Annotated in this window: 21 protein-coding genes and 2 tRNA genes; 13 read left to right on the top strand and 10 right to left on the bottom strand. The window is 64.4% G+C overall.

All coding sequences use genetic code 11. The annotated features are described in order from the left end of the window. From VLR48_RS07765 to VLR48_RS07750, 4 genes are all read left to right on the top strand, one after another. Positions 1–505 (top strand): LysR substrate-binding domain-containing protein (locus VLR48_RS07765; RefSeq protein WP_325291232.1); only part of this gene is annotated, 505 nt, incomplete at its 5' end. A gap of 109 nt (positions 506–614) precedes the next feature. Continuing rightward, complete coding sequence (locus VLR48_RS07760; RefSeq protein WP_325291231.1) at positions 615–995, top strand: hypothetical protein; 381 nt, start codon at positions 615–617, stop codon at positions 993–995. A 10-nt stretch (positions 996–1,005) separates the two neighbouring features. Then, complete coding sequence (locus VLR48_RS07755; protein ID WP_325291230.1) at positions 1,006–2,076, top strand: AI-2E family transporter; 1,071 nt, start codon at positions 1,006–1,008, stop codon at positions 2,074–2,076. A gap of 71 nt (positions 2,077–2,147) precedes the next feature. Continuing rightward, positions 2,148–3,254 (top strand): S1C family serine protease, encoded by a 1,107-nt coding sequence (locus VLR48_RS07750; RefSeq protein ID WP_325291229.1) that lies wholly within the window; start codon positions 2,148–2,150, stop codon positions 3,252–3,254. 160 nt (positions 3,255–3,414) lie between these two features. Here VLR48_RS07750 and VLR48_RS07745 read toward each other — a convergent pair whose 3' ends face one another. The 6 genes from VLR48_RS07745 to VLR48_RS07720 form a co-directional block, all read right to left on the bottom strand. Then, entirely contained in the window at positions 3,415–3,672 is a 258-nt protein-coding gene (locus VLR48_RS07745; protein ID WP_325291228.1) for a zinc ribbon domain-containing protein, read from the bottom strand. 88 nt (positions 3,673–3,760) lie between these two features. Next, positions 3,761–4,090, bottom strand: coding sequence for a tetratricopeptide repeat protein (locus tag VLR48_RS07740; protein WP_325291227.1), 330 nt, complete (start codon positions 4,088–4,090; stop codon positions 3,761–3,763). Positions 4,091–4,192: 102 nt separating this feature from the next. Next, positions 4,193–5,644, bottom strand: coding sequence for a TrkH family potassium uptake protein (locus tag VLR48_RS07735; RefSeq protein WP_325291226.1), 1,452 nt, complete (start codon positions 5,642–5,644; stop codon positions 4,193–4,195). A 317-nt stretch (positions 5,645–5,961) separates the two neighbouring features. Next, on the bottom strand, positions 5,962–6,648 hold the full coding sequence (locus tag VLR48_RS07730) for a hypothetical protein (RefSeq protein ID WP_325291225.1): 687 nt from the start codon (positions 6,646–6,648) through the stop codon (positions 5,962–5,964). 144 nt (positions 6,649–6,792) lie between these two features. After that, on the bottom strand, positions 6,793–7,947 hold the full coding sequence (locus VLR48_RS07725) for a hypothetical protein (protein WP_325291224.1): 1,155 nt from the start codon (positions 7,945–7,947) through the stop codon (positions 6,793–6,795). Between the two features lie 208 nt (positions 7,948–8,155). Continuing rightward, positions 8,156–8,231: transfer RNA gene (locus tag VLR48_RS07720), tRNA-Thr, on the bottom strand. A gap of 167 nt (positions 8,232–8,398) precedes the next feature. On the opposite strand from VLR48_RS07720, the gene rpsU reads away from it, so the two are divergent. From rpsU to VLR48_RS07695, 5 genes are all read left to right on the top strand, one after another. After that, on the top strand, positions 8,399–8,614 hold the full coding sequence (rpsU, locus tag VLR48_RS07715; protein ID WP_007041206.1) for a 30S ribosomal protein S21: 216 nt from the start codon (positions 8,399–8,401) through the stop codon (positions 8,612–8,614). 105 nt (positions 8,615–8,719) lie between these two features. Continuing rightward, the gene (locus VLR48_RS07710) at positions 8,720–9,163 is read left to right on the top strand and encodes a GatB/YqeY domain-containing protein (protein WP_325291223.1); all 444 of its coding nucleotides are present in this window, start codon (positions 8,720–8,722) and stop codon (positions 9,161–9,163) included. Positions 9,164–9,198: 35 nt separating this feature from the next. Beyond that, positions 9,199–10,932: a DNA primase gene (dnaG, locus tag VLR48_RS07705; RefSeq protein ID WP_325291222.1), complete on the top strand. Its 1,734-nt coding sequence runs from the start codon at positions 9,199–9,201 to the stop codon at positions 10,930–10,932. 20 nt (positions 10,933–10,952) lie between these two features. Then, complete coding sequence (gene rpoD, locus VLR48_RS07700; RefSeq protein WP_325291221.1) at positions 10,953–12,848, top strand: RNA polymerase sigma factor RpoD; 1,896 nt, start codon at positions 10,953–10,955, stop codon at positions 12,846–12,848. A gap of 63 nt (positions 12,849–12,911) precedes the next feature. Beyond that, positions 12,912–12,984: transfer RNA gene (locus VLR48_RS07695), tRNA-Ile, on the top strand. An 85-nt stretch (positions 12,985–13,069) separates the two neighbouring features. On the opposite strand, the gene VLR48_RS07690 is transcribed toward VLR48_RS07695, so the two are convergent. Further along, positions 13,070–13,513 carry a hypothetical protein gene (locus tag VLR48_RS07690; protein WP_325291220.1) on the bottom strand — a complete coding sequence of 148 codons (444 nt, stop codon included), beginning with the start codon at positions 13,511–13,513 and terminating at the stop codon, positions 13,070–13,072. Between the two features lie 103 nt (positions 13,514–13,616). Here VLR48_RS07690 and ubiT point away from each other — a divergent pair, with 103 nt between their 5' ends. After that, positions 13,617–14,081 (top strand): ubiquinone anaerobic biosynthesis accessory factor UbiT, encoded by a 465-nt coding sequence (gene ubiT / locus VLR48_RS07685; protein WP_325291219.1) that lies wholly within the window; start codon positions 13,617–13,619, stop codon positions 14,079–14,081. Between the two features lie 238 nt (positions 14,082–14,319). On the opposite strand, the gene ubiV is transcribed toward ubiT, so the two are convergent. The 3 genes from ubiV to VLR48_RS07670 form a co-directional block, all read right to left on the bottom strand. Then, positions 14,320–15,249, bottom strand: coding sequence for a ubiquinone anaerobic biosynthesis protein UbiV (gene ubiV, locus VLR48_RS07680; protein ID WP_325291233.1), 930 nt, complete (start codon positions 15,247–15,249; stop codon positions 14,320–14,322). 123 nt (positions 15,250–15,372) lie between these two features. Beyond that, on the bottom strand, positions 15,373–16,368 hold the full coding sequence (gene ubiU, locus VLR48_RS07675) for a ubiquinone anaerobic biosynthesis protein UbiU (protein WP_325291218.1): 996 nt from the start codon (positions 16,366–16,368) through the stop codon (positions 15,373–15,375). A 19-nt stretch (positions 16,369–16,387) separates the two neighbouring features. After that, positions 16,388–17,362 (bottom strand): TIGR01212 family radical SAM protein, encoded by a 975-nt coding sequence (locus VLR48_RS07670; protein ID WP_325291217.1) that lies wholly within the window; start codon positions 17,360–17,362, stop codon positions 16,388–16,390. Positions 17,363–17,698: 336 nt separating this feature from the next. Between VLR48_RS07670 and VLR48_RS07665 the strand changes: the two genes are divergently transcribed. The 3 genes from VLR48_RS07665 to VLR48_RS07655 all read left to right on the top strand — a co-directional run bounded on the left by VLR48_RS07665 (position 17,699) and on the right by VLR48_RS07655 (position 23,221). After that, the gene (locus tag VLR48_RS07665) at positions 17,699–21,556 is read left to right on the top strand and encodes a DUF3683 domain-containing protein (protein ID WP_325291216.1); all 3,858 of its coding nucleotides are present in this window, start codon (positions 17,699–17,701) and stop codon (positions 21,554–21,556) included. A gap of 113 nt (positions 21,557–21,669) precedes the next feature. After that, positions 21,670–21,996, top strand: a complete 327-nt coding sequence (locus VLR48_RS07660) for a cupin domain-containing protein (RefSeq protein WP_325291215.1) — start codon at positions 21,670–21,672, stop codon at positions 21,994–21,996. 10 nt (positions 21,997–22,006) lie between these two features. Then, on the top strand, positions 22,007–23,221 hold the full coding sequence (locus tag VLR48_RS07655) for a hypothetical protein (protein WP_325291214.1): 1,215 nt from the start codon (positions 22,007–22,009) through the stop codon (positions 23,219–23,221). The last annotated feature ends 154 nt before the right edge of the window (positions 23,222–23,375 follow it).

The raw sequence follows: 23,375 nt of genomic DNA, 5'->3' as shown, positions 1-23,375 counted from the left end.
CTCGATGGTGGAGAACAACACCATTGATCTCGGCGTCGTCGAGGCGCCGGTCGGGAACAAGAACTTGGTCGTGGAGCATTGCAAGCGCGATCATCTATTCGCGATCGTCCCGCCGAGTCATCCGCTTGCCGGTGCCGGGATGGTCACCTTCGAGCGCCTCCTCGAGTACCCCTTCATCTGCCGTGAAGAAGGTTCGGGAACCCGCGAGGTGATCAACGATTACCTGAACCTGCAACACGATTGTCATTCCGTGCTCAAGGTGTCGATGGAGCTCGGCAGCCCCGAGGCCGTCAAAGGCGCCGTGGAGGCCGGGATGGGCGTGTCGGTGGTGTCGGGTGCGACGATTCAGAAGGAGCTGAAGCTGGGCACGCTGGTCGCCCTCAACCTGGATCCGCCGCTGGATCGCCCCTTCTCCTTCGTCCATCAGAAACAGAAGTTTCGACTGCGCGTCATGGAGGAGTTGCTGGAGTTTGCGCGGGCCTACTGCCGCGAGCACGACGACTGACGCCGAAACCCAATGGCCCCCGTCACCAACCTACCCCGAGCGACTGCGACGCCGCAGGTCCGCCGTGGCTGTCGCCGACCCTCGAATCTCCGCTGAGCCGCTCCCCGTGATGAGTCGAATTCAAGGGCCCGAGCCGGAGCGGCGTCTCGTGCGGTTGTTCCGCGCGCTCGCTCCCGCGGAGCGCGAGACGCTGCTCGCATTCGCCGAGTTTCTCGCGCAGCGCGGGGCCGCGACCCCGGAGCCGCATCGCGGGCCACGCGAACCCATTCCCGTGCAGCGTCCGACCACCGAAAGCGTGGTCGCCGCGATCAAGCGTCTGTCGAAGACCTACGAGATGCTCGATCGCGGACCGATGCTCAACGAAACCTCGGCGCTGATGTCCGCGCACGTCCTGCAGGGGCGCCCGGCAAACGAGGTCATCGACGATCTCGAGGCGCTGTTTGTCCGCCACTACCGCGACTACCGAGCCAAACACCCCTCGGAAGGCTGATTCAGTCCACATGAAAATCGTCGCGAACTGGTTTCGGCGTTATTTCTCCGATCCCCAGATCATTTTCCTGGCTATCCTGCTGCTGATCCTGTTTGCTGTGGTCATTACCATGGGCCGCATGCTCATGCCCGTGTTGGCCAGCATGGTCATCGCGTATCTGCTCGAGGGTTTGGTCGGGCAGCTCGAGCGCCGAGGTTTGCCGCGCTTAGCCAGCGTCTTGGTGGTGTATGTCGCCTTTTTGGTGTTCGTTGCCTTGGTGCTGGTGGGCGTCGCGCCCTCGGTCTCGCGTCAGGTCACCGAGCTGGTGCAGCAGTTGCCGTCGATGATCTCTGTCGCGACCACGGCGCTTCTGGATCTGCCCGAGCACTACCCGGAGCTGGTGACCGAGGCCCAGGTTGCGGAGTTGATCGGGGCGATCAGGGCCGAGACCGTGATGTTCGGTCAGCGGGTCCTCTCCTGGTCGCTCGCCAGTGTCGTCGGGGTCATCACCATCCTGGTCTATCTCATCCTCATGCCGCTGCTCGTCTTCTTCTTCATGAAGGACAAGGAGTTGATCGTGAGATGGTTTCATCGATTCCTGCCGACCCACCGTACGATCGTGAACGACATCTGGAAGGACGTCGATCGCCAAATCTCCAATTACGTCAGGGGCAAGGCCTGGGAGATTCTGATCGTCTGGCTAGTCACCTACGCCACCTTCCTCGGCTTCGGGCTCAAATATGCGATGCTCTTGTCGTTGCTGGTCGGTTTCTCGGTCATCATTCCCTACATCGGGGCCGCCGTGGTCACGGTGCCGGTGATGTTGGTGGCCTGGTTCCAATGGGGCTGGACTCCGCCCTTCGTCTGGCTCGCGGTGGCCTACTTCATCATCCAGGCTCTCGACGGCAATGTCCTGGTGCCGCTGCTATTCTCCGAGGTGGTGAATCTGCATCCGGTCGCGATCATCGTGGCTATTCTGGTGTTCGGCGGGATCTGGGGTTTCTGGGGTGTGTTTTTTGCGATTCCGCTCGCGACCCTGGTCCAAGCTATTCTCGCGGCCTGGCCGATTCCGCCCGACGAGCAGGGCGAAGCGCTCGCTTGAGGCGCGCGCGCAGCGCAGCCGCATTCGGTCACCTGGTACAATCCAGACCTCTCCAACGCCACGGCGCACCCATGCACGCCTTCGCCCTCAGTCGCTTCCTCTTTTGGTTCGTGATCTTCTTCCTGATCGCATTGGCGAGCCGGCCATGGATCGAGAATCTCTTCATCCGGTACCAGGCCGAGCCGCGCGCGATCACGGCGCGAGGTGAGTTGGCCGCCGACGAGCAGACAACCATCGCGATCTTCGAGTCGATCAGTCCGTCGGTGGTCTACATCACCACCTCCGGGCGGGTCATGGACCTGTTGTCGCGCAATCTCCTGGAGGTTCCTCGCGGCACGGGCTCCGGGTTCATGTGGGACCGACAGGGTCATGTCGTAACGAATTATCATGTGGTTGCCGACGTTCAGGCGGCCTATGTCAGGCTGTCCAATCAGCGCGTCTACGAGGCGGCGTTGGTCGGGGTCAGCCCCGAGCACGACATCGCGGTGTTGCGGATCGACAGCGGCGCCGGCGGGCCTCCGCCGGTGGCGATCGGCTCGAGTCACGACCTGAAGGTCGGACAGAAGGTCTTCGCGATCGGCAATCCCTTCGGATTGGACTATTCGCTGACCGGCGGCGTGATCTCGGCGCTCGATCGGACGATTCCGTCGGATGAGGGTCGCAAGATCGAGCATCTGATCCAGACGGACGCGGCGATCAATCCCGGAAACTCGGGTGGCCCCCTGATCGACAGCGCCGGGCGGGTCATCGGGATGAATACGGCGATCTTCAGCCCGTCGGGGAATTTTGCGGGGATCGGCTTTGCCGTGCCGGTCGATACCGTCAATCGCGTCGTGCCGCGTCTCATCGCTCACGGTCGCTATGTGCGGCCTGCGCTCGGGGTCATCACGGACGGGGATCTGAGTCGGCGCCTTGCCGAGAGCGTCGGCGTTCCGGGGGTGGTGGTCCTGCAGGTTCAGGAGGGCTCGCCCGCTGCACGGGCCGGGCTGCGCGCGGCAATCATGAGCAAGAACGGGGATTTGGTTGCCGCCGATGTGATCGTCGCGGTGGACGGGCAGGATGTCGGCTCGGTGGAGAGGCTGATCGAGCTGCTCGATGCCTATCGGGTCGGGGACAAGGTCGTCCTGCGGGTTTATCGCGACGGAGAGCTGATCGAGGTCGATGTGGTGCTCGGTTGAACCGCGTTCCGGAGGCTCTTCGCGCCACTCGAGCGGGGTGTGGTGGACTTCGTCCTCGCTCTTCCGTCCTACGGCCGGAATGATGAACAGCGCCTTCAGATCGATGGAGACTTCAGGCGGGTAGGGGCGGCCGAAGTCGCCCCTACAGCGAGATCATCTCTTAATTCAGACCGCACATCCCGCCCGGGCAGCAGGCTCCGGTCGAGCAGGCGGGGGCGTTGCCGCTACCGAGACTCCTGCTTGAGATGACGTTCCCGCCGGTCGCCAGACGATGCACGGGGGCATCGGCCGGGGTGTCGCCGAGTGCGGTGCCCGTACGGGCGCACAACTCGCCCCAGCTCGTGAGGCTCTCGCTCATTCGGTGGTTGACCTCGAGGACGCGGTCGTTGGTCTCGCAGCGGTAATCATAGGTCGGCATCGTGCTTCTCCGAAGTATATCGATGAACGCTTATGGACGTTATTATATCCGGGCACCCGGTGCAGGCAAGCGCCTCGCCGTACGCCATTCAGTCGGCGTCGGCGAGCGCGCGCTCGGCGCGTTTTCGAAAGACCCTCATCTCCTTTGCGGCCTGGATGTCGCCTTTCGCTTCGGCGACCTCGATACCGCGATCGAGCGCATCGATGGCCTCGGCATGGCGCCCGAGCGCCGAGAGCGCTTTGCCGTAGAGCTTCCAAGCGGCGGAATAGCCGGGGTCGAGCCGCACGGCCTCGCCGAGATGGCCGAGTGCCTGCTCGGTCTCGTCCGACTTGAGATATTCGGCACCCAGGCTGTACCGCAACAGGGCCGAATCCTGGCCGCGCTCCAGCATGGCTTCGAGGTTGTCGAGGATGCTCATGATGTCGTTCCGCCGTGTCGGTGTGTACCGGAAGGTCTGTGCCTGAGGTTGAGTCCTGCTCGGCGCGACCGCCAACCTGCTCGCAGGTCCTGCCGCGTTTGCTCAGCGCTGCCAGAAGGCGGGCGTCAAGAGGACCAGAAGCGTAAAAATCTCCAAGCGTCCCAGCAGCATGGCGACGCAGAGGATCCACTTCGCCGGGTCGTGCAGGTCCGCGTAGTGCGGGCCGACTTGGGCCAGCCCGGGTCCGAGGTTGTTGATGCAGGCCGCGACCGCGGAGAAGGATGTGAGCAGATCCAGGCCGGTTGCGGCGAGCAGCAGATACATGATGACGAAGCTCGCGACATAGAGCGAGAAGAATCCCCAGACGGCGTCGACGACGCGGTGGTTGACGCTCTTGCCGCCGACGCGCACGGGGATTTGGGCGCTGGGGTGGATGAGGCGCTCGATCTCGCGGATCCCCTGCTTGATGAGCAGGAGGAAACGGATCACCTTGATACCGCCGGCGGTCGAGCCGGCACAGCCGCCGACGAAGCTCGCGAACAGCAGCAGGATCTCGATGAACGGCGGCCAGTAAAAGAACTCCGCGGTGGTGAACCCGGCGGTCGTCCCGATCGAGACCGCCTGGAATAGGCCGTGGGTGAGGGCGTCGTCCCAGGTGATATAGGTGTCGGTGTAGAAGAGTGCGAGCGTCGTGATGGCGGTCACGGTCGCCATGATGAAGAGAAAAAACCGCAGCTCGCTGTCGCGCCGATAGACACCGAGATCAAGTCGATGAAAAGCGACAAAATGAAGGGCAAAGCTCATGGCCGCCACGAGCATGAAGAGCACGGCGATCATCTCGATCAGCGTGCTGTTGAAGTAGCCCATACTGGCGTCGTGGGTCGAGAAGCCGCCGATGGCAACGGTGGAGAAGGCGTGGCCGATGGCATCGAAAAAGGTCATGCCGGCACCCCAATAGGCGAGCGTGCAGGCGATGGTCATCGCGACATAGATGTACCAGAGTGCCTTGGCGGTCTCGGTAATCCTGGGCGTGAGCTTGGCGTCCTTTACCGGGCCGGGCATCTCGGCACGAAACAGCTGCATGCCGCCGATTCCGAGCATCGGCAATACCGCCACCGCGAGCACGATGATCCCCATGCCGCCCAGCCATTGGAGTTGTTGGCGGTAGAAGAGGATGGCCTTGGGCATATCGTCGAGCCCGACGATGACGGTCGCGCCGGTCGTGGTGAGACCGGACATGGACTCGAAGATCGCATCCGTCACCGAGAGTCGCGGCACCTCGGCCAGCACGAAAGGCAATGAACCGGCCAAGCCGAGCCCGGTCCAAAACAGCACCACGACAAGAAATCCGTCCCGGATGCGTAGCTCTTGCCGGAGTCGCATGACCGGGAGAAAGGTCGTCAAGCCGACGCCGAGGATCAGCAGAAAGGCGACCAGGAAAGGCCAAATCTCCCCGTCGCGGTAGATCAGCCCGACTACGACAGGCGGAAGCATCGTGAAGCTGAACAGCGTCAAGAGCAGCCCGACGACCTTCTGGACGGCGAAGAATTTCATCGTGCGCTCGGACGCATCACTCGGCCTCGCTCGGCAATCACGGCGCGAACCCCTGCCGAGAGGGACGTTCCGACACCGGAGGAAAGACACCGACAATGGATCTCGCGGGCAGCCTCATAGCAATCTCCCTTCTGCTGCTGATCGCACTCGGGGTAGCGGCGCTTTTCTTGGCCGGAAGGGACAGTCGCTCGTCCAACGACGACGATCCTCCGCCGCCGAGCTGAAGATCGGCGCCCGGGGTTGCGGCGGCCGACGTGCGGCTTGGAGTCGGTCCGGTTCTCGTCGGTCCGGCAAGCGCAAGGTTTCGAGGGCTATCCTCATCGTCGGGTGGTGCAGTCGCCCAGGTGGCAATGCACCTGCAGCGAGCGGCCGTCTCGGCACCTGATTCGATGCCGCTCCCAATCGGGTTCCGAGGCTTCGAGGGTGGTTTCCGCGTCCGTCAACACGCAACCGCGGCTCTCGGCGTAGCGCTCGGCATAGTAGGCCCAAGTGCCGACCGGTCCGGAGCCCGTCTCCGCAGCCCTGTTGGCCGATTCGTCTCCCGTGGTCGGTAGGCGGGCGGATTCCGAAGTCCTCGGCTGGCCAGTGTCGCGGTGTCCGTCCCACTTGCTTCTGAGCGAGCTCAGGGCGTTTCCGAGATTCTCGGCATAGCGTTCGGTGACATCCGTCGACCACTCCTCGCCGCTCGCCGATGTCTGGACCTCTCTCGCGCGCAACAGGACGCGTGTCCCGGAGTCCTCCGCGACGAAGACGGCCGAGATGCGGATCAGTCGACGCGAGGCGAGGGGGTCGTCGGGGTCGCTCTCCTCGAGGATCTGCTCGATCTCGATCGTCGTCTCGCCGACCACGGGGACACTCCACCCGCGCCGGAATGCCGACGTGATCGCGAAGTCTCTGGCCTGCTCCGGGGTTGCCCCGTACAAGAGGAGGCCGGGTGCAGGCGCTGCGGCGGCGAGCTCGATTGCGAGGATCCCGAGTGCGGCGACCGGGACGATTCGCGCCATCAGTGCCGATCGCAGTGCCGCGCAATGGAGGTGTCGACGTTGGTCGCCGAACCTGCTCGGTCGTCCGGGCGATGATCGGGGGCCGTCCACGGTGACGCCGTCAGCAGGCAACCTGCGGGCGAGCGATTCGCATCGCGGCGCCGGCTACAGAAGACCCCGGCACTCGCCGTTTTGACATTGCACCAGGACACTGTCGGCGCCGGCGCAGGGGACCTTGTGGATCTCCCCGTCACTGCGCGAGTCGATGAGGGTCGACCCGCTAGGCTCGACATTGCAGCCCCGAAGGCGCGCATATTGCTCCGCGTAGTAGGCCCAACTGACGTCCCCGGACGACGGCGCGAGCGCCATCATGTTCTCGCTGGCCGGAATTGTCTCGACGGCGGGTTGCGGGAGCGGCTCGGGGAGCGACATCGGTTGCGTGGCAGGGCCGGGCTGGGTCCGAGTGAGGGCCGGTCTGGTATCGACGATGGGGGCAGGGCTGCCTGCTTGCCTGCGTGGCTCGGGGGTCGGCGTTGCGGCTGTAACGGAGACAGGCATCGGGGCCGGCGGAGACGTCCGCTCGGGAGTCTCTGCGGCGGGCGTTTGACTTGGGAGCGCCGGAGCCGCAGTTTCAACTGCCGCGGTCTCGTCGCCCCATGCAGTCGGCGCGCTCACGCCGGTGTCGGCGAGCGCCGCGTCGTCCGTGCTGCCCGCGTCACGCTCGTCGTCCGCCCGTGCGCCTCCCGAGGGTGGCGCTGCCCGAGCAACCCGGCCGCGATCCCGCGACCAGGTGGAGTGAAGCGAGCGCAGGGACTCGTCCAATGACGGACGAAAGGCCTCGGTGACGTCGGTGCGCGACGGTTGGCCGTCCGGTGTCGTCGAGACGAGCGCCGCGTCCAACGCAACATTGACGGTGCTGCGGTCCTCGAGGAAATAGGAGGTGACCTCGACGAGACTGCCGGGCGCAGCCGTAGCCGCTGCTTGGCCAAGTTCGCGTGCGAGAGGTGAGCCCGGATCGAGCGGACGACGTGCGACGACACGATCGTCCGTCGTCTCGGCGATGATCCAGGCCCGACTCCTCGCCGACCCCATCGCCAACGCCTTCACCTCCGCGCGGGTGGCGCCGGGAAACGCCATCTGCGGACGCTCCCCGACCTGGAAGGCATCGACTTGAGGGTCGAACGTGCCGGTTCGCGGGCTGCTGGCGCAACCGACCTGAAGCATGCCGACGGTGGCCAGGGAAAGAATCAAAGTGACGGAACGCAGGTTCACGGCAAACCCCTCGGGATAGAGAACAGGGACACCTCGGGCGACACTCACTAGGACTCCGAGCCACGCCCGTCGGCACCACGCTTGAGGCCAAGCGTGCCACACCCCGGAATCCGAGGCCAGCCTCGGCGCGTGAGGAGTGTGTCGGGGACGGCATGCCGGCGCAGCAACGGTGAGAGGCTTCGGGATCGGCGCTTGGCCGCCGCAGAAACAGCAAAAGCCGGCATCGTGCCGGCTTTTGCTGTTGTCGTAGAGTTTTTGGAGCCGATGCGCGGATTCGAACCGCGGACCTACGCATTACGAATGCGTTGCTCTACCGACTGAGCTACATCGGCGCCGAGCCGCGAAGTATAGGGGGATCTCCGGATCGTTTCCACCCCCCGCTCGAGCGATTTCGAGCACCCTGCGGAAATCTTTGCAATCACCGGATGGATTCCGCTAGAATCCCGGCGCTTAACTTCGACCATCCGCCCTTGTCCGGAGCCAACCTTAGGGATTATCCATGCCCAGCGTGCGTGTCAAAGAGAACGAGCCTTTCGAAGTCGCAATGCGGCGTTTCAAGCGGTCCTGCGAAAAAGCAGGTGTGCTCGCCGAGGTCCGTCGTCGCGAGTTTTACGAAAAGCCGACGTCCGAGCGCAAGCGCAAGAAGGCGGCTGCGGTGAAGCGGCATCAGAAGAAGCTGCAGCGTGAGTCGCGTCGCTGGGAGCGTCCGTACTGAGGTCGGTTCGTCGATGTCGGTCCCGCGCTCGTCGGGACCGCTGCTCGCGTTGCGACGAAGTTGCAAGCTATTCTTTTCGGTCCGCTCCGGTTTCAACGCCTTACCATGCTCAAGCTTCAAATCCAGAGTGATATGAAGGCCGCCATGAAGGCGGGCGACAAGACCAGGCTCGGGGTGATTCGGCTGATGCTCGCGGCGATCAAGCAACGCGAGATCGACGAGCGCATCGAGCTCGACGACGCGCAAGTGCTCGCCGTCCTCGACAAGATGGTCAAGCAACGTCGCGATTCGATTAGCCAATTCAGCGGCGCCGGTCGCGAAGATCTCGCCGCGATCGAGCGATTCGAGGTCGAGGTCATCCAGTCGTATCTCCCGCGCGCCCTCACCGACGAAGAGCTCGCGGCCCTCATCGACGCGGCGATGACGTCCACGCAGGCGAGCGCGATGAGCGACATGAGCAAGGTCATGGGTCTGCTGAAACCGCAGATTCAAGGCCGAGCCGACATGGGCAGCGTCAGCGCCCGCGTCAAGCAGCGCCTCGGAGGCTGACTCCGGCGTCGTACCTCAACGGTTTGCCGAGGCACATGGCCGGTCGCATTCCCCCCGAGTTCATCGACGAGCTTCTGACGCGAACCGACATCGTCGACCTCGTCGGTTCGCGGATTCAGCTGCGCAAGGCCGGCAAAGACTTCCAAGCCCGTTGCCCCTTCCACGACGAGAAAACCCCTTCCTTCACCGTCAGTCCGGATAAGCAGTTTTATCACTGCTTCGGCTGCGGCGCGCACGGCACGGCGATCGGCTTCCTCATGGGGTACGACCGTCTCGACTTCCGCGAGGCCATCGACGAGCTGGCCCGCCGTGCAGGATTGGAGGTACCCGGCGCGACCGAAACAGGTCCTGCCGGCCCCGATCACGGACCGCTGTACGCGCTTCACGAGCAGGCCGCGGAGCTCTATCGCGAGCAGTTGCGGGTCCATCCGGACGCCCGGCGTGCCGTCGACTATCTCAAGGCGCGCGGACTCACCGGCGATGTAGCGGCGCATTACGGGCTCGGTTTCGCGCCGCCCGAGGGGCGCCTGCTCCTGTCTCGCCTCGGTGCGAGTCCGTCGGAGCGCGAGCGCCTGCTGACCTGCGGGCTGATCTACGACGAGGAGGGGCGACGACGCGACCGCTTCCGCGATCGGATCATGTTCCCGATTCGAGATCGACGCGGACGCGTGATCGGCTTCGGCGGGCGGCTGCTCGGCGAGGGCAAGCCGAAATACCTCAACTCGCCCGAGACCCCGATCTTCCACAAGGGTCGCGAGCTTTACGGGCTGTTCGAGGCGCAAAAGGCCAATCGCAAGCTCGACTCCGTGCTCGTCGTCGAGGGTTACATGGATGTCATCGCCCTGTCGCAGTTCGGAGTGACCAACGCTGTCGCCACCCTCGGCACGGCGACAACCGCGGAGCATCTCCAGCTGCTTTCGCGCACGGCGCCCGAGGTCGTGTTCTGCTTCGACGGCGATCTTGCAGGGCGCGCCGCGGCCTGGAAGGCATTGGAGAGCGCGCTCCCCTCGGCGACCGGACGCCAGTCGATCCGTTTTTTGTTTCTGCCCGACGGAGAAGATCCGGACACCCTGATCCGTGCCGAGGGCGCCGATGCTTTCCGGGCGCGCATGATTGCGGCTCAGCCCCTGTCGGAGTTTCTGTTCGAGCATCTCTGCGGTCAGGTCGACATGGCCAGCATCGACGGGCGGGCGCGTCTCGCCGCCTTGGCTCAGCCGCTAATTCAGGCAGTGCCCCCCGGAATCTACCGCGATCTGTTGACCGGCCGATTGAGCACCCTGGCCGGAATACCGCAGAAACCCAAGCCTGCGGCGCGGCGAGGGCGAGTGCAAACGGCCCGTCCAACCCGGCCGACTCGGATGGCTCAAGCGATCGCGCTCTTGCTCGATCACCCCGAGCTTGCCGTCGAGGCGGCGCAGCTCCCGGACGACTGGCGGCGCTCGCCGAGCCCCGGTGCTGCAATTTTGGTGCAACTTCTTGAAACCATTGCCGCACACCCAACTATCACCAAAGCGGCATTAGTGGAGCGTTGGCGCGGCCAAGAGCACTTTGCGTACCTCCAGCAGCTCAGCGTCGACCCCTTTCTGCGGGATATCCCGCCCGAGGGCATGGCTGCGGAGCTGATCGGGGCCCTGAGCCGCATCGGCGAAGAGGTTCTCAAGGACGAGCGCAGCAAGCCGTTGAATCAACGCAGCCCGGGCGCTTGGAGTGACGAGGTGCGCGCCCGGCTCGAGAGGGAAGCGGCTGCAGCCCGAACACGCAACCGCTAGCTAGAGCCGGCGCGATATTCATGCTAAACTACGTAGTTCGCCTTTCACGCCCCTATCCGTCGTCTCAATCAGGGTATCCCATGGATCAAGAACAGCAACAGTCCCAGCTGAAGCAACTGATCGCCAAGGGCAAAGAACAAGGTTACTTGACCTACAGCGAAGTCAACGATCATCTGCCTCCCGGCATCGTGGAGACCGATCAGATCGAAGACATCGTTCGAATGATCAACGACATGGGGATCATGGTCCATGAGTCTGCCCCGGATGTCGTCGATCACACCCTGAGCGACTCCGCCGTCTCCGACGACGAGGCCGCCGAGGCTGCCGCTGCAGCCTTGGCGACGGTCGACAGCGAGTTCGGCCGCACCACGGATCCCGTGCGCATGTACATGCGCGAGATGGGCACCGTCGAGCTGCTCACCCGCGAAGGGGAGCTCGTAATCGCAAAACGGATCGAAGACGGACTCAACCAGGTCCTCTCCGCGCTTTCGGTCTATCCGCGCTCCGTCGAGAAACTGATCGAGATCTTCGATCGTGTCGAGCGCGAGGAGACGCGCCTGACCGACGTCATCTCGGGTTTCAACGACGGCGAGGAAGAGCCTGTCGCCACTCCTGCGCAGGTCACCAGCGAGAAGGCGAAGGACGACTCCGACACGGAGACCGACGTCGACGACGACGATGCGGCCCCCGTCGTGGACACCGGACCCGATCCCGAGGACGCGGCGCGGCGCGCACGACTCTTGCGTGAGCATTTCGCCGTGCTTCGCTCCGCGCTCGAGCAGCACGGCCGCGACGACGAGCGCTCACGTGCCGCAATGGCGAGCGTCTCCGAGGTCTTCCTCCAATTCAAGCTGGTCGCCCCGGTCTTTCAGGAGCTCGCCGAGATCCTGCGTCGCACCATCGAGAGCATTCGCGGGCAAGAGCGTGTGATCATGAGCCTGTGCGTCGAGCAGTCCGGCATGCCGCGCAAGGTCTTCATCGATACCTTCCCGGAGAACGAGACCAATCCGCAGTGGCTCGAGCAGCAGCTGGCGAGCGGCAAGCCCTATGCTGCTCGTCTCGCCGAGGTCTCCCAGGACATTCGCCGCGCCCAGCGCAAGCTCCAGGAGATGGAGAAGGAAAACATCCTGACCATCAGCGAGGTCAAGGACGTCAACCGCAAGATGTCGATCGGCGAGGCCAAGGCGCGCCGGGCCAAGAAAGAGATGGTCGAGGCGAACCTCCGTTTGGTGATCTCGATCGCCAAGAAGTACACGAACCGCGGCCTGCAGTTCCTGGATCTGATCCAGGAGGGCAACATCGGCCTCATGAAGGCCGTGGATAAGTTCGAGTACCGTCGTGGCTATAAATTTTCGACCTATGCGACCTGGTGGATTCGCCAAGCGATCACGCGCTCCATCGCCGATCAAGCGCGCACCATCCGCATCCCGGTTCACATGATCGAGACCATCAACAAGCTCAACCGGATCTCTCGGCAAATGATCCAAGAGATGGGTCGCGAGGCGACCCCCGAAGAGCTCGCGCAGCGGATGGACATGCCGGAAGACAAGGTCCGCAAGGTCCTTAAGATCGCCAAGGAGCCGATCTCCATGGAAACGCCGATCGGCGACGACGAAGACTCGCATCTCGGCGACTTCATCGAGGACTCAGGCGTCATCTCCCCGGTCGACTCCGCGACCGCCGAGGGACTGCGCGAGGCGACCCAGAACATGCTCGCCAGTCTGACCTCGCGCGAGGCCAAGGTGCTGCGCATGCGCTTCGGCATCGACATGAACACCGACCACACACTTGAAGAGGTCGGCAAACAGTTCGACGTCACGCGCGAGCGCATCCGCCAGATCGAAGCCAAGGCCCTGCGCAAGCTCCGGCATCCCACGCGTTCGGATAAGCTCCGCAGCTTCCTCGACGCGGACTAGCTCCGGACTTCGGGCGCCACGGATGGCGCCGTTCTTCCAGCAACAGCCGACCGATCGCACAACGGGCCGTTAGCTCAGCGGTTAGAGCAGGGGACTCATAATCCCTTGGTCCTAGGTTCAAATCCTAGACGGCCCACTATTAAAACAACGGCTCAGGGCTATTCTCGGTAACTTCTCAAAAACTCATGGCGTCGCCGAAGCGGCCAGCGCACGCTTGGTGTTCAGAGCCAGATCGGGGCGTTCGAGGACCAACAGCAGCTCGCTCTTGTGGGTATGCAGGCGCTTATGGAGAACCCCATCTGGATCAGTCCACCCAGCAAGGCCCCTTCGGTGGCGATGCGCCGATGACGCATGCTCGTGATCCCGAGGGCGTCCAGATGCGCCCCCCAAGCCGGCGTGCCCGTGATCGTGGTCAGGCTCTGCAGTTGCCGGCGCGCTGCCGCGGGCAGACCCTCCTCGCACCAGTACTCCAAGGCATGGGAATTGAGGCTGTAGCGCCGCTCGCCGGCCTGCAGCAGCTGCAGGAAGTTGATCCGGCGCTTGCTGTACGTGCTGCCAAACCAGGCAAACCAGTCGTTGCCGATCTGCGTCTGGAGCGCGGCGGCGGATTCGTTGCCTATCCCGTCTTGGGTCGAAACTTGTCGCGCCTTTCCGTTGGCGGACAATGATCGCGGGGGGCGGTCGTTGACGTGGATCATTCGGCGAGCCGGGTCATACAACAGATAATCATCGGCCGCCCGACCATCCTTGCGTGACGAGAACTCAGAAATGCCCTCCGCTCAGCGTTTATTATTTCCCTTGACATTCCCTTTGCGCCTCGTCCCGAGTGTTCTGCACAGCAAAACCCTCGCGACCGTCTTGAATCAAGTCATGAAGGAGTCCCTCGCGGAAGGCGAGTTGGATTTTCTGGACGGTCGTCGGGTCGGTATCGAGATCGACGATATCGGGGTGCATTACTGTCTGGGTGTCAGCGGCGGGCATATCCGTGGATACGGTAGGGACTTGCCGCCGGATGCAAGTGTCGCTGGTGGTTTAAGCGAGTTCATTCTGTTGGCCGCTCGACGCGAGGACGCGGATACGCTGTTTTTTCAGCGCCGGCTGCGGATGTCCGGGGATACCGAGCTGGGGCTCTATCTGAAGAACTTCTTGGACGCTTTCGAGGCGCCGGCGCGCTGGGTGCCGCTCACGCGGGCACTTGATCGCATGGCGGGATTGCGTTTTCCGGGACGTTGATCGTGGTTGCCGGGTATTTTCAGGTCCGTAGGGTGTGCTGACGATAGGAGGCACAACTTGCGCCGACGGTTGGTTGTGCCTCGCATGCCTGGCTCGGCACAATCTTGGTTCGCCCCCAACCCCCAACCCCCAACCCCCAAGGAGCTCGTGACACCCGCTCCGCGGTGTCACGCATGCCCCGTGGCACTCTGCGCCAAGTGCCGTGATGGCCGGAGTAAAACCGAGTGGACCGATGAGGCTAAACCCGTCGCTCCATCGGGCTGTTTGAGATCCCGGCCTGTCCCGTCCAATACCCGTCGCAGAGGCCCGATGGGGTCCAGTCGCGCAGCTTCGACATGCCGGTCGTGAGATCCATGTCGCCGGTCATGCAGGTTGAGAAGACCTCGATGATCCCTGCGGTGTTTTGCGACTGCGGGCTGATGCGCAGCAGATCGACCCCCATGCGCGTGACCTCCTGAAGCGACGGCAGCAGGTTGTGAGTGCCGGCCGATTGAGTCTGAATCCCGTTCAGAGCAAGGAATGGCTCGCCGTCCTGGGTCGCGACCAGCAGGCCATCCGGGTAGTCGCCGCAGCAGAACCGGCAGTCGTCCTTGGGCAGATCGCGGTTGTAGGCGGTGAAGCAGCGCGCTGAATAGGCAAGCGGCAGGCGCCCGAAGGCGAACAGCTCGCACTCGACGCCGTCCGCGCGCGCGGCCAGCAGTTCGGCGGCGGTTTCGCGCCCGAGCTCGACCGGCAGGACCCAGCGTTTCAATCCGCGGGCGACGAGGAAGGCCAGGGTGCGCTGGTTATAGAGATTGATCGAGTGACCGGCCACGAAGGGGCGTCCTTCGAGAAACTCCAGCGCACCTAGGTCGTTGGCCTCGACGAGAAAGCGCTCGTCGGCACAGATGCGTTTCAGTGTCTTGAGCTCGCCGTCGGATTCGATCAGGGCCAGTGTCGAGATCACCGCCTGTTTGCCAGCGGCGGCGACGCGCTCGGCTAGCTCCCAGTAATCCTCTGGGCGCAGCAGGCGCCGCTTCGAGCAGATGGTCTCGCCGAGATAGATGACGTCGATAGGGGTCTCGAGCATCTCGGCATAAAAGTCGAGGACCTGCTCCCGCGGCCAGTGATAGAGGATCGGGCCGAGTGAGAGGCGCGGTCGTGGCGATTGGCTCTGCATGGAATCCATTGTCATCGTCGTTCCGGATCAAGACTCATCGAAGATTATGGCGATTTCCGGGAATCAGCATCCCGAGCGCGTATGTCTGCACGTCCTTTAAGGGCGACTGAAGTCGCCCTACGCCGAACCGGTTTAGTGCCAAGGCCGGTGATAGGGGCCGATGGTCGTCTGCGCGCCTTCCGAGACCGAGGCAAGGGTTTGATGCCAACTCTCCTTCGCGCGAAACGCCTGCGGATTGCGTTTGCAGGCATCGATCGCCTCGCGCCACACCCCGGTGACTTGCGAGACATAGCGGGTGCTGCGCTGACGCCCTTCGAGCTTGATGGCGCTCACGCCGGCTGCGAGGATGCCCGGCAGGATGTCGAGCGTGTTCAGGCTGGTCGGCTCCTCGATGGCGTGACGGATCTCGCCTTCGACGGTGAAGCGTCCCTTGCAGAGCGTTGGATAACCGGCCGGCTCGCCGTGGCCGCGCCGCTCGATGAGGACGCCGCCGAGCCGGGTCTCCTGACCCTGCGGGGTGTCACGCCATTCGACGTGCGCGGCCGGCGAGCAGGCGCCGTAGGTGTTGGGCGACTGACCGCTGGCATAGGAAGACAGCAGGCAGCGCCCCTCCACCATGACGCAGAGGCTACCGAAGCCGAAGATCTCGACCGGGACCTCGACGTTCTCGATCAGGTTCGCGACCTGGGCGAGCGAGAGCACGCGCGGCACTACGACGCGACGGATCCCGAAATGGCGATGCATGAAGCCGATCGCGGCCGGATTGGTCGCCGAGCCTTGCACCGAGAGATGCAGATTGAGGCTCGGATGACGCGCGGCGGCATAGTCGAGCACGCCCATGTCGGCGAGGATCAGGGCATCGACACCCAGGTCCGCGGCCCGGTCGACCGCGGCGGTCCAGCGCGACCAGCCGCTCGGTTGGGCATAGGTGTTGACGGCGACGAAGACCTTGACCTTGCGGTCGCGGGCGTACTTCAGACCCTCGCGGATCTGTTTGTCGCCGAAGTTGAGGCCGGCGAAGTGACGGGCATTGGTGTCGTCGCGAAAGCCGATATAAACGGCATCGGCGCCGTTGTCGACGGCGGCCTTGAGCGACGGCAGATTGCCGGCAGGACAAACGAGCTCCATACAGGGTGGTCTCCGAGGGTCAGGCTGTGCTTGCAAGTTGTTGATGGGAAGCGGGCGCGGCATGATCGCCTTGGCGCGAGCCGCGTCGGTAAAGCTCCGCCTCGATGGCGTTCAGAACGGCCCATTTGCGGTTGCACCAGGCAGGCGCGAGCAGGATGTCGCGCGAGGCGGTACCGGTGAGGCGATGAAAAGTCACCTCGGGCGGCGTACGCTCGACCATGTCGGCGCAGATGCTCACGTAGTCCTCCAGCGCGAGCGGTGTGTAGTCGCCGCGGCGCCAGTCGATCGCCAAACGGGTTTGGCGCACGACATGCAGTGGGTGGATCTTCAATCCCTCCACGCCGAGCTCAAGCACCCGCTCCAGGCTCGACAAGGCCGCGTCGCGCCCTTCGCCCGGGAGCCCGACGATCAGGTGCGCGCAGACCGGGATCCCGCGACGGCGAGCGGCCGCAACGGCGGTTCGGAAGTCCGCGAACCCGTGCCCGCGATTGACCCGTTCGAGCGTGCGGTCGTCCGCGGACTGAAGTCCCAGCTCGAGCCAGATCTCCTTGCCGCGGGCGCGATAGCGGGCGAGCAGGTCCAACACGGCATCCGGGACGCAGTCCGGGCGTGTGCCCACCGAGAGTCCGATGACGTCCGGGTGGGCGAGCGCGGCGTCGTAGCGCTCGCGCAGCGTGTCGATCGGGTAGTAGGTGTTGGTGTAGGCCTGAAAGTAGGCCATGAAGCGCCGCGCCCCGGTGCGCTTGGCGATCACCGCACGCCCGGCATCGAGCTGCGCCGCGATCGGCGCCGGCGCCTTCGCGTTGGGGCTGAAGGAGACGTTGTTGCAGAAGGTGCAGCCGCCGATCCCTTTTTGACCGTCGCGATTGGGGCAGGTGAACCCCGCGTTCAGCGCAAGCTTGTGCACCCGCTGACCATAGCGGCTCAGCAGATACTGACCGAAGGTGTTGACGCGAGCGCTGAGGGTGCGGTGCTGGGTCGGGGGGGCAGACATCGGCGCAAACCTAACCGGGATCGATCGACGACCGTTTGACCCAAGTCAATGGAAGGTCGATCGGAGTTTCCGACGACCCTTAACCTATCGAGAGTTGGAGAGATTCCGAGACCGTCCGAGATCATTGTCATTGTCATTGTCGTGGTCGTGGTCGTAATCGTGGTCGCCTCGCCGGTCGATTACGACAACGACAACGAACGGTCTCGAACCGCATCCTCGACACGCCGAAAAAGCTCGACCCTGCGAGCAGCCTCGTCAACCGCATGGCCATGAACAGTGGCCTTTGCTGTACCATTTTGTGCAGTGCAAGAAACTACCGCCGATGACTAGCTTCCTATGACCGCCGCCGCCCAGCACCGGATCCGCGAGATCCCCTACAACTACACCTCTTTCTCCGACCGGGAGATCGTCATCCGTTTCCTCGGCGAGCCGCTGTGGCGCCTGATCGAGGAGCTGCGCGGCAGCCGGCGGACCGGTCGTTCGGCGCGGATGCTCTTCGAGGTGCTCGGGGACATGTGGGTGGTGACGCGCAACCCCTACCTGCAGGACGATCTGATCGACAACCCGGAGCGTCGTGGTCTGCTGCTTCAGGCGCTGACGCATCGGCTCGATCAGTTCGAGCTGCGGCTCAACGACAATCGCCGGGCCGGCGAGCTTCTGACTGCAGCGCGGGCGGCCGTTCAACGCTTTGCGGACTGGTTCGAGCAGGAGAAGGCCCAGCGTGCGCGTCTGCGCAAGGCGCTCGCCGGGATCACGCACAAGGACAACCTGGATTTCGGCGGGCTGGCGCGGGTGTCGCACGCGACCGATGCCACCGACTGGCGCGTGGAGATGCCCTTCGTGGTCATCTCGCCCGACACCGAGGCCGAGATCGCACCGATCGTGCGGGCCTGTATCGACGCCGGGCTGACGCTGATCCCGCGCGGCGGCGGCACGGGCTACACGGGCTCGGCGGTGCCGCTTCAGGCGATGACGGCCGTCATCAACACCGAGAAGCTGGAAGACCTCTCGGGCGTTGAGCGGATCGCGCTGCCCGGCGTCGAAGGCGTCGTGCCGACGGTACGCTGCGGCGCCGGGGTGGTCACGCGCCGGGTGTCGGATCTGGCCGATCGGTCGGGCCTCGCTTTCGCCGTCGACCCGACCTCGCAGGACGCCTCCTGCATCGGCGGCAATGTCGCCATGAACGCGGGCGGCAAGAAGGCGGTGCTCTGGGGCACGGCGCTGGACAATCTGGCCTCTTGGCGGATGGTGACGCCCGATGCCGACTGGCTGGAGGTCGAGCGTCTGGATCACAACCGCGGCAAGATCCACGAGCAGCCGATGGTGCGATTCCGCATCCGACGCTTCCTGCCCGACGGGATCACGCCGAAGGGCGAGCCCGAGATTCTGGAGATGCCCGGCTCGGCCCTGCGCAAGGTCGGTCTGGGCAAGGACGTGACGGACAAGTTCCTCTCCGGTCTGCCCGGCGTTCAAAAGGAAGGTTGCGACGGGATCATCACCTCCGCGCGCTTCGTCCTGCATCGGATGCCGGACCATGTGCGGACCGTCTGCTTGGAGTTCTTCGGAACGGATCTGGATCTGGCCGTGCCGGCGATCGTCGAGATCAAGGACTATCTCGAAGCGCTGCCGGGCGTGCAGATGGCGGGGCTCGAGCATCTCGACGAGCGCTATGTCCGCGCGGTGGATTACACCACCAAGGCCGCACGGCGCGAGCTGCCCAAGATGGTGCTGATCGCCGATCTGGTGAGCGACGACGAGGCGCTGGTCGATCAGGCTGCCGCGCAGGTGGTGACACTCGCCAAGGCGCGGGACGGGGAGGGCTTCATCGCGATCAGCCCGGAGGCGCGCAAACGCTTCTGGCTCGACCGCGCCCGCACCGCCGCCATTTCGCGTCACACCAATGCCTTCAAGATCAACGAGGACGTGGTGATCCCGCTGGATCGCCTCGCGGACTACAGTCGTGGCATCGAGCGGATGAACATCGAGCAGTCGATCCGCAACAAGGACGCCTTCATGGCGGCGGTGCTCGACTATCTCGCCGGTGATCTCGCCGAAGCTCGGGGGGAGGGCGAGTATCAGGATTCCGCCGAGGCCGTCGCCATCCTGAGTGCCAAGCGCGACGCGGCCCGCGAGGCGGTCCAAGCCGCGCGGCAGCGCTGGCAGACCATCTTGAGCGGTCTGGACGCGCCCGCCGCGGACTATCTCGATCGACTGAGCGACGCCGAGAAGGCGCGAATTCGCGAGGGCGACACGCTGCTCTCCATGATGCTCCGTCGCGATCTGCGTCAATCGCTGCGCGCCGAGGTGGCCGATCGACTCAACGAGATCTTCTCGGGCCAGGATCTGGCCCGAGTACGTGAGCGCCTGACCGAGATCCACGCCCAAGTGCGCGACTCCCGGCTCTTCGTCGCCCTGCACATGCATGCCGGTGACGGCAACGTGCACACCAATATCCCGGTGCATTCATCGGACTACGCCATGCTCCACGAGGCCGACCGCCTGGTCGCGCGCATCATGGCGCTGGCGAGCGATCTGGGCGGTGTCATCTCGGGGGAGCACGGCATCGGCATCACCAAGCTGCAGTTCCTCGAGCGCGAGAAGCTCGACGCCTTCGTCGCCTATAAGCAGCGTGTCGACCCGCACGCGCGCTTCAATCCGGGCAAGCTGATGCCGGGCTCCGGGCTGGAAGGCGCCTACACGCCGTCGCTGCGACTGGTACAGCAAGAGGCCATCATCCTCGAGGAGACCGAGCTCGGCGCACTCAACGACGACGTCAAGCATTGTCTGCGTTGCGGCAAGTGCAAGCCCAAGTGCATGACGCACGTGCCGCGGGCCAATCTCAATTATTCGCCGCGCAACAAGATCCTGGGCACGGGGCTTATCATCGAGGCATTCCTCTACGAGGAGCAGACCCGTCGCGGTCTCTCGCTGCGTCACTTCGAGGCGATGAACGACGTGGCGGATCACTGCACCATCTGTCACAAGTGTTTGAATCCCTGCCCGGTGAACATCGACTTCGGCGATGTCACCATGCGGATGCGGCGCATCCTGGTCGATCGCGGGCAAAAGCGATTCAACGCCGGCTCTTGGGCGGCGATGCAGTTCCTGAACGTCACGGATCCCCGCGCCGTGCGCCTGCTCCGCAAGGGGCTGGCGCAGTGGGGCTTCGCGGGGATGAACCTCGGCCATCGCGTCGCCAAGGCGTTGCGGTTGACGGCAAAGCGCACCGCCAAGCCGGGCGCGACCAGTCATCGTCCTGCGCTCGCGAGCCAGGTCGTGGAACTGGTCAGTCGCCCGATCCGAGTCGAGCTGCCTAAGCGGACCTTCCGCCAGATCCTCGGCCTGGAAGACAAGACCCAGGTGCCGATCCTGCGCGATCCGCGGGTAGCGGCCGAGGACGCCGAAGCGGTCTTCTACTTCCCGGGCTGCGGCTCCGAGCGGCTCTTCTCGGACGTCGGGCTTGCCACGCTCGCGATGCTCTACGAGCAGGGCGCTCAGACGGTGCTGCCGCCCGGTTATCTGTGCTGCGGCTATCCGCAACGCTCGGCCGGGCTCGAGGAGCGCGGGCGCCAGATTACGATGGAGAACCGCGTGCTCTTCCATCGGATCGCCAATACGCTCAATTACATGGACATCCGCACGGTCGTCGTCTCCTGCGGGACCTGTATGGATCAGCTGCTCAAATACGAGTTCGAGCGCATCTTCCCCGGCTGTCGTCTGCTCGACATCCACGAGTGGTTGATGGAGCAGGGCGTGAGTCTGGAGGGTGTCGACGGGGTTCACTATCTCTACCACGACCCCTGTCACTCGCCCATGAAGACCCATGCGCCGCTCAAGGTGGCGGCGAGTCTGATCGGCCAGTCGGTGATGCTCTCGGATCGCTGCTGCGGCGAGGCGGGCACGCTCGGGACCTCGCGGCCGGATATCGCCAACCAGGTCCGGTTTCGCAAGCAGGAGGAGTTGACCGCGGGCATCCAGGCGCTTACCGGGCAGGACGTTGTTCGGGCGGGCGAGGTCAAGCTCTTGACCTCCTGCCCGGCCTGCCAGCAAGGTCTCGCCAAGTACACCGACGACACGGGCCTGAAGACCGACTATATCGTGGTCGAGATGGCCGGCCGGATGCTGGGCGAGGGCTGGCAGCAGCGGTTCTTGGATCGGGTGCAGGACGGGGGGATCGAGCGGGTCTTGTTGTAGGGCTGAACCGCGACCTGTGCCTCTTTTTTGGCTGCGGCATTTGACCTGCGTCGAGGCTAACCGCGGACTCGGCGCGACGCGGTTCAGGATGTTTTTATCGAGGACTGATCTGGATGTCGTGCAATCTCTTTCATGAACTTCCCGAGATCGACCGTGGCGAGGCGTTCGCGGAGCTGTTGCGCTGCAGGAATGTTCGGATCGAGCGCATCCTGAGCAGCGATCGGCCCGAGGGGGCCCTCTACGATCAGTTCCAAGACGAATGGGTCTGTCTGCTGCAAGGTGAGGCGGAGCTTTGGATCGCGGGAGAGACGGTCATCTTGCGATCGGGCGACTATCGGTTCATCCCGGCGGGGACCCCGCATCGTGTGACCAAGACCTCGACCGAGCCCCGTTGCCTTTGGTTGGCGGTCCATATTCACGGCCGTTCGACCGACGCTTGAAGGCGACCTGATGGACTCGGCACACAACGCGATCCCCGATCACGCACTGCGACCGCTCGTCGACCGTCTGCTGCTCGAGCAGGGGCGGCTCGATCCGCTGGAGCTTTTGCTCGCGGCCGACATGCTTGGCTACGAGGACTATGTCGCCTGGCGGACCGGGGGTCGGTCGGAGCTACAGAGCGCCCTGCGTGCCGCACCCGAGGCGATTGCCGGATTCTTGGAGGATGCAGGGGTTTATGCTCGCGGTCAGAAGCTCGTGGCCGTCCCGATCGAGCACACGGCTTGGGGCGATCGAGAGCGTCCCTTGTCGATCGGTCCGCATCCGGTGCTGACCCGCGCCTGCGCGCTCGTCTATGCGCCGCCGCCGGAGCGTTGCCAACTAGACCTGTTCCAGGACAGCACTGCGCTGCTGCTCGAAGAGGAAGTCCGCACGGCCCTGGTCGAGCACCGCACGGGTCGTGCGCGCGATCAGGTCGCCCGTTTGATGCACAGTGAACCCCGGCATCCGAGACTCGGCGGCTTTCTCCGATTGATCCAGACCCTCGACGATGCCGATGCGAACGGGCGCGACGGACGTGTCGAGGAGCGATGGCGCGAGTTGGAAGAGATCGGGCCTCTCGCCGGACAACTGCTCGGCCACGGGGCACGCGATTTTCTCGGAACCCTTTGGGCGGCGCTGGCCGAGCGGTTGGCCGGTCGTCCTTTGGGTCCGGGCTCGGGTGACTTTCATGCGGCGATCGCCTGGACCCGCGCAGGGCGGTGGGAGCGTGCGCGAGAGGCGATCGAGTCCGAACCCGAATGGCTCGACCGTCCAGTGCTGGTCCTCGTCCATGCCGAGGCATGCTGGCATGGTCGCGATCCGGTCGGTGCCCGCCGAGACTGGTTGTGGCTCTGTCGCGAGTACCCGTCGGCGGCCGAGCGCGCCCTGCGTGACCCGGCGTTTCCGGATCGTCGCCTGGCCGACCTCTGGGAGGCGTTCGGCGACCTCGGACTGGAGGACGAACTGGCGACCGAGGATTTCCCCGCGTGGCTTCTGTTGGAGGATCCGAAGGCCTTTGCGATGATCCGCGAAACGGGTGACGAGTCCAGCGACGATCGCGCGACCGCATATCGTCTCTTGCATGCGCTGGTGAGCGGCGACGATACCATCGACCGGCGACGCGAGCTGGGCGAGATCCAACCGATTCTGCTGAAGCAGTTTTTGGCGTATCGAAGCCACGCTTGAGCCGGCAGTCGAGCCGAAAAAGGCGCCGGCCCGCTGAGCACGCAAAATGCGGCGGTACGGTTTACGCGTGCAACGCCGCGCAATTTCCGACGGCCTTCGCACCCGGGTCCACGGCGGACTGAAGTCCGCCTCCCTGGTTGCCGACTGAAGTCGG

It is taken from the genome of Thiocapsa sp. (assembly GCF_035467215.1).
In the GTDB taxonomy this organism is placed as follows: Bacteria; Pseudomonadota; Gammaproteobacteria; order Chromatiales; family Chromatiaceae; genus Thiocapsa.
The sequence above is the reverse complement of the archived record's forward strand: the minus strand, read 5'-3'. Positions and strand labels throughout refer to the sequence as shown.

Coding starts and splice junctions, on each gene's coding strand:
- rpoD (WP_325291221.1), top strand. CDS start 10,953: ATGCTAAACTACGTAGTTCGCCTTTCACGCCCCTATCCGTCGTCTCAA.
- VLR48_RS07660 (WP_325291215.1), top strand. CDS start 21,670: ATGTCGTGCAATCTCTTTCATGAACTTCCCGAGATCGACCGTGGCGAG.
- dnaG (WP_325291222.1), top strand. CDS start 9,199: ATGGCCGGTCGCATTCCCCCCGAGTTCATCGACGAGCTTCTGACGCGA.
- VLR48_RS07740 (WP_325291227.1), bottom strand. CDS start 4,090: ATGAGCATCCTCGACAACCTCGAAGCCATGCTGGAGCGCGGCCAGGAT.
- VLR48_RS07710 (WP_325291223.1), top strand. CDS start 8,720: ATGCTCAAGCTTCAAATCCAGAGTGATATGAAGGCCGCCATGAAGGCG.
- VLR48_RS07735 (WP_325291226.1), bottom strand. CDS start 5,644: ATGAAATTCTTCGCCGTCCAGAAGGTCGTCGGGCTGCTCTTGACGCTG.
- ubiU (WP_325291218.1), bottom strand. CDS start 16,368: ATGGAGCTCGTTTGTCCTGCCGGCAATCTGCCGTCGCTCAAGGCCGCC.
- rpsU (WP_007041206.1), top strand. CDS start 8,399: ATGCCCAGCGTGCGTGTCAAAGAGAACGAGCCTTTCGAAGTCGCAATG.
- ubiV (WP_325291233.1), bottom strand. CDS start 15,249: ATGGATTCCATGCAGAGCCAATCGCCACGACCGCGCCTCTCACTCGGC.
- VLR48_RS07665 (WP_325291216.1), top strand. CDS start 17,699: ATGACCGCCGCCGCCCAGCACCGGATCCGCGAGATCCCCTACAACTAC.
- VLR48_RS07730 (WP_325291225.1), bottom strand. CDS start 6,648: ATGGCGCGAATCGTCCCGGTCGCCGCACTCGGGATCCTCGCAATCGAG.
- VLR48_RS07750 (WP_325291229.1), top strand. CDS start 2,148: ATGCACGCCTTCGCCCTCAGTCGCTTCCTCTTTTGGTTCGTGATCTTC.
- VLR48_RS07745 (WP_325291228.1), bottom strand. CDS start 3,672: ATGCCGACCTATGATTACCGCTGCGAGACCAACGACCGCGTCCTCGAG.
- ubiT (WP_325291219.1), top strand. CDS start 13,617: ATGCCCTCCGCTCAGCGTTTATTATTTCCCTTGACATTCCCTTTGCGC.
- VLR48_RS07760 (WP_325291231.1), top strand. CDS start 615: ATGAGTCGAATTCAAGGGCCCGAGCCGGAGCGGCGTCTCGTGCGGTTG.
- VLR48_RS07655 (WP_325291214.1), top strand. CDS start 22,007: ATGGACTCGGCACACAACGCGATCCCCGATCACGCACTGCGACCGCTC.
- VLR48_RS07755 (WP_325291230.1), top strand. CDS start 1,006: ATGAAAATCGTCGCGAACTGGTTTCGGCGTTATTTCTCCGATCCCCAG.
- VLR48_RS07670 (WP_325291217.1), bottom strand. CDS start 17,362: ATGTCTGCCCCCCCGACCCAGCACCGCACCCTCAGCGCTCGCGTCAAC.